The sequence below is a fragment of the Pseudomonas sp. Irchel s3f10 genome, assembly GCF_900187515.1.
Classification (GTDB): domain Bacteria; phylum Pseudomonadota; class Gammaproteobacteria; order Pseudomonadales; family Pseudomonadaceae; genus Aquipseudomonas; species Aquipseudomonas tensinigenes.
Map to the genome: position 1 here is coordinate 98878 of NZ_FYDZ01000018.1, position 6000 is coordinate 104877.

Consider the following 6000-nt stretch of genomic DNA (forward strand, 5'->3'; position numbering starts at 1 on the left):
GCGACACCCGTCGATACAATCGCTGATACCTGTGTAGGAGCTGCCGAAGGCTGCGATCTTTTGATCTTGTCTTTATTAAAAGCAAATCAAAAGATCGCAGCCTTCGGCAGCTCCTACAGGGTGTATGCAGGGTATGGCAGGTCAAATCTGCCATGCGGCTGGCTTGAGCGCGCAAGAAGGCCTAGAATTCCCGCATTGTTTATTCCCCAAGGTAGCCCCGTAATGTCCTTCGCTGAGCAACTGACCCGCCTGCAAGTTTTCCTCGACGCCGACGAGCTGCATGACGAGGCGCTGGATTACGTGGCCGCTCACGGCTACCTCACCGCGCTGTCGATCTGCGCAGAAGACGTACCGGAGCGTGAGTGGATCGACGCCCTGTTCGCCGAAGAGCCGCATTACAGCAGCGACGCCCAGCGCGAAGAGATCGAAGCGACCCTGATCGGCCTCAAGGCGCACATCGCCCGTCAACTGGCCTCGGATGAAGAATTCGAGCTGCCATGCGAACTGGATCTGGGCGAAGAGCCGGATGATTCCGAACTGCGCGGCTGGTGCATCGGTTTCATGGAAGGCGTGTTCCTGCGTGAAGCGGCCTGGTTCGAAACCGCCGAAGAAGAAGTCAGCGAAATGCTCCTGCCGATCATGGTCGGTTCGGGCCTGTTCGACGAACAGCCGGAATTCGAAGACATCGCCAAAGACGCCAACCTGATGGACGACATGATCGTGCAGATCCCGGAAGCCCTGACCGCGCTGTACCTGCTGTGCCAGGCGCCTGATGAAAAACCGGCGATCCTCAAGCCACGTCACCACTAAGATCCGGCCTATGGACAATCCCATAGGCAACCGCCCCCTGATGTTGCGCTACATCCTGCTGGCCATCGGCTGGCTCAGCGTGGCATTGGGGGTGATCGGGATTTTCCTGCCTGTTTTGCCCACCACTCCTTTTCTCCTGCTCGCGGCGGCGTGTTTCGCCCGCAGCTCTCCGCGCTTCTATCACTGGCTGGTCGAACACCCACGACTGGGGCCATGGATTCGTGACTACCTCGATGGCAACGGCATTCCGCTCAAGGGCAAGATCTACGCGATCGGGCTGATGTGGGCCAGCATTCTGTTCTCGTGCTATCTGGTGCCGCTACCGTGGGCGCGGGGCTTCATGCTGACCAGTGCGGTGCTGGTGACGGTCTATATCGCGCGCCAGAAAACGCTGCGCAAATCCTGAGCGGGCGGCGAACGAGGCTACCGATCGTCGGAAAACAGCCTTGACCTGTCAGATCTGACAGGTGCGCAAATCCCCCATCCAGCGTTGAATCACTCCACCGCCATGCGCCCTGGAGTCCCCCATGTCCATCACCCGACAGCCCGACAACACCCCCCTGATCTTCAAGGAACTCGACATCCCCGGCCGCACCGGGCCAGTGTCCGAGACGCCCAAGGTCTGGGGCATCAACCTGGCCGCCGCGCGAGACAACTTTCCACGTCAGGGCCTGTTGTGCCGCGCCGGGCCGTGGAGCCCGATGGGCGTGGGCGACAAGCTGGTGATTTATTGGGGCGCCGGCCAGCAGGTGCTGCAGGAGACCATCGACCGCAGTGAAGTCGGTACCCAACTGCAGATGTTTGTGCCCGCGTCACGCATTGACGAGGGTCAGTTTGCGGTGTCCTACGCGGTCACCCGCCTGAACCAGACGCCCGAGCGGCCTTCGGAAGTGATGAACGTGCGGGTCAAACTCACCCGCCCCGGTGGCGATGACGATAATGACGAGCCCGGCCACTCCAAACTGGTCATGAGCATCCCCCGGGAAATCCTCGACGGCGGCATCGATCAGGACAACGTCGCCGCTGGCGTGCCGATCACCATCGGCACCGCTGGCGCGGCGCCTTATCCAAATGCCGCCGTCGGCGACGTGATTCAGGTGACCTGGGGCGGCGTGTTTGTCCTCAGTGATCCGCTGACCGACGAACAGGCAACGGGGCAGACACCGATCATCGTGCACATCGACAAAGACACCATCAAGGAGGGCGGCGATTCCGGCGACGCCGGTCTGGCCGTGGCCTTCGAAGTTTACGATGTGGTCGATAACCGCTCCGAAGACTGGAGTGCCGAACAACGCGTAGTGGTGGCGCTCGACACGACCCTGTTGGGCGCACCGCTGCTCAAGGAGGCGCTGAACAACAAACTGGACGTCGACAAACTCGGCGAGGCCGACGGCACGGCGCAGGTTGTGGCCATGAACCGCCCCCCTCCAGCCCCAAAAGACTTCGAGGTCGGCGACACCCTTTTTGTACGGATCAAAGGCACCCCGAAAGAAGGGGCACCGATCAATCTTGAGTTACCGGCAAAAGTCCTCCTCAGCGTGCCCAGCATCCCCGAAATTCCTGTGCCCAACGCCGTGCTGCGCCAACTGGCCCAGACCCAGATTGCCCTGTCCTATCGCCTGAAAAAGCACGACGCTTCCGACGACCTGCGCGCCAGGACCCAGTTCATCAGCGCCATCGGCGAGGTGCAGCGGCTTAAAGCCCCGGTGGCACTGGACGCCGTGTCAGGCGCGCTCGACCCGACGCTGAGCCAGGTGCGCATCGAAATCCCCTTCGACACCTCCTTCGCCGCCGGCCAGTCGATCAGGCTGTTCTGGCTCGGCACCCGCCCGGAACTGACCCCGTACCTGCCCGACCTGCCGCTGCGCCCGATCACCAACGGCGACATCGAGGCCAAAGAGCCGCTGCGCATCAACGTCCCCGGTGCGGCGCACCTGACGCCCATCAACGGCGGCAAACTGGAGCTGTACTACCAACTGCTGATCGAAGACTCGCTGCTCGGCACGATGAACCGGGTCAACGCCACCCACGCCATCCGCGAATCGATCCACGCCGAGATCCTGCAAGTCGGCGAGGCCCGCCTGGAACTGCCGGAGCCGCAAGTGGCCGGCGTGGTCGACGGCGTGCTGCCGGCCGACACCGACGGCACCACCCTGACCGTGATTTATCTGAACACGGTCAAGGGCGATGAGGTCTTCAGACAGTGGGTCGGCTCGAAAACCGGCACCGACAGCGACTCGATCAAACTGAACGAATTCAGCGCCGGCAAAGAGGTGCCGTTCACCATCAAGGCCGCGCTGATCAAGGGCAATGAAGGCGGCACGGTCACGGCGTCGTATTACATCAAACGCGCGGCGGGGGGTGAACCCAGCTATGCCAATCCGCTGGAATTCAGTGTCGGGGGGGCGCTGGAAAACCCCTTGCCGCTCCCGCAGATGCCGCAAGCCACCGGCACCGGCGCCGCTGTGACCCTGGCACCGCTCAATGCCCAAACCGGTGGCCGGGTAATCGTGGCCTACACCGGCATGAGCGACAAACACAGCATTCAACTGACCATGACCGGTACCCCCGGCGCCGGCTCTCCGACCATCGCGCCCAAGCCGGGGGTCGCCAGTGGCAGCGTTGAATTTCTGATTCCAACAGAAGCGATTGCCGCCAACATCGGCAACACGGCGAAAACCTTCACGCTTCAATACGAAGTGACGCAGGGAACCCACAAATTCCCATCGCTAGCGCTCACGGTGACGGTTACACCGCTGCCCGCTGCTGAGCTGGAAAAGCTCAGCATCGTCCAGGCGGTGGGCGATGAACTGGATGTCACCCAACTCTCGGCGGGCGCGACATTCCGTGCCGGGGTCTGGGCGTTCATGAAAACTGGTCACCCCGTGTGGCTGGTGCTCAAGGGCAAGAATGCTCAAGGAAATGAGCATGATCGCGTGGTGTGGAAAGTACCGGGCTCCGCGGTCTATCAGGCCTGGATCGACACCGGAAAATATGAGCAGGTCATCCCCTACAGTTATTTGAAGGATCTGGGGCACGACACAGATCTGGAGTTGCATTACAAACTGGCACTGACCTTGAGTCAGGTCGAAGCGGACGCGATTGTCGGGCCGGTGAAGGCCTACAAGATCAAGGCTGTGGAAGATGTGAAACCGGAGATCACCTCGGTGAAAGACTCCAAAGGCGCAGAAATTGTGCACGACGGTGGTACGGTCGATCCCGTTGTAACCTTGACCGGTACCGCCGCGCCCAATCAGCAGGTCGAGGTATTCGAAGGCGCCGCGTCAAGGGGCAAGCACCCGGTCGACGGCACTGGCATCTGGACATATACCGCCACGCTGACCGCCATTGGGACTCGTACATTCAAGGCCAGAGCGAACTATGGTACCGGCCAGGATTCAGTCGGCAGAATCCTCACGTATTCGAATGCAGTGATCCCTGCCATCACCTCGGTGAAGGACTCGCAAGGAGTGGAAATACCCAAAAACACCGTGACCCTCGATACCAGCATCAAGTTGACCGGCACCGGGACGCCACGCCTGAACGTAGAGATTTTCGATGGGGTGGCGTCGAAAGGCATAGCGCAGGTGAATGCCACTACCGGCAAATGGGAACTGGAAGTGAAAGACCTGAGCCTTACAGTGCACAACTTCAAGGCCAGGGCCTTGTATGGTTCCGGGGCCGAGTCGGCGGTCTGGACGCTGACCGTGACGGCGGCCACCGCGCCTACGCTGACCTCCGTGAAGGGCTCGCCGAGCGGTGTCGAAATCCCCGACGGCACAACCACTAGAGAAACCGCCGTAACGCTGTCCGGGGTCGCGGCTAAAGGTCAGCAGATCGAAGTGTTCGATGGTACAACCTCGAAAGATAAAGCGACGGCCCATGCGACGACAGGCGTCTGGACGTTGCTGGTTTCAGGCCTGGACGTGGCCGCGTACAGTTTCACTGCCAAGGCGTTGTATGGTTCCGGGGATTCTTCGAAGCCATACAAAATCAACGTAATTACTTATGCCCTTGAAGACTTTGAAAAGTGTGCAGAGGGCCTCATCGCTCAAAACACCCCGTTCTCAACACCACTTATTACACTAACTTGGACCGGACCAAACACCGGCATTACGGGACGCCTTCTTTATTTTGGCGACCCCCTATTCTCTAAAAGAGTATATTTTGCATCGGGTGATAGCGTTATGCTAAGACCAATTATAATCCAAGTAACACTCAACAAACCTTGCTCAAGGCTATATATAGATCTAGGCTTTAACAACCATCACAATGGGAACGGACAGATTGATATTTACAACACTCAAGGTGCTCGCCTGGGCCAACGCAACATCAGTACGGACCTGGATTTTACCAGTATAAATATAAAACAATTTATAATAAGCGCGAACTTTTACGGAAGCATTTTCATTGACGATATATTAATGGATTATTAAAAACTGCGATAAACGGGACGAATACTACGCCCCTCACAAATATGCTCTAGCCTCTGCGCGCATTCTGGGAGACAGAGTCTTTTCCAGTGCAATCTCAACTCCGCCGCCCATACCAAAATAGTCCACATAGTTCACGTCCAAGCCGCCACAATCGAAGAAAAGGGGACGCATTTTATTTACCAGCCCCGACAATGAAAGCCGCCCCCTGTAAAAAGGGAGCGCGGTTTTTCGCCCAGTTCGCAGTAATCGTTGAATAGTGTTTAAGGCTATGTCCGCAAGGCTACCTATTCTTGCGTAATTGCCTACAGCTACGCCAGAATCCGCCGGCTTGTGCGCCTTGGGATCGGGTTCTATTGTGGTGCGGTCGCTGACGAATCAGTGATCGGATTTGACCGTCCGCCCAACATCAAGGCGCATCAGCGCTCTGCACGTGTTCAGGCTTTGTCTGGAATCATGTCGCGGCGGCTGTGCGTGGGACACCTTCGGGTGTGCCGGAGTCCTTGATGTCCGGTCGGTCAACCCGCGTACAGCTGCCACCCTGTTTGTTTGACCGCGAACGGTGGCAGCTCCATTCATCAAGGAGCTTCACCATGATCAAACCAACACCCAACCCACCCGAAACCGACCCCACCTCCCCCTACGAATCCCTCGATTCAAAAAAACTCCACGAAGCCGCCGACCGCGCCCTCGATCACTACCTCTGCCCACCCGGCTCCACCCCACCGCCACGCAAAACCCGCCGGATGTACGCCGT

General features: G+C 58.9%; 3 protein-coding genes. All 3 read left to right on the forward strand.

Annotation, left to right across the window (positions count from 1 at the left end):
* Positions 1–222: 222 nt before the first annotated feature.
* The gene (locus CKW17_RS26615; RefSeq protein WP_007919726.1) at positions 223–810 is read left to right on the forward strand and encodes a YecA family protein; all 588 of its coding nucleotides are present in this window, start codon (positions 223–225) and stop codon (positions 808–810) included.
* Positions 811–820: 10 nt separating this feature from the next.
* The gene (locus CKW17_RS26620; protein WP_095122791.1) at positions 821–1216 is read left to right on the forward strand and encodes a YbaN family protein; all 396 of its coding nucleotides are present in this window, start codon (positions 821–823) and stop codon (positions 1214–1216) included.
* A 121-nt stretch (positions 1217–1337) separates the two neighbouring features.
* Complete coding sequence (locus CKW17_RS30445) at positions 1338–5246, forward strand: hypothetical protein (RefSeq protein WP_176470122.1); 3909 nt, start codon at positions 1338–1340, stop codon at positions 5244–5246.
* Positions 5247–6000 lie beyond the last annotated feature (754 nt).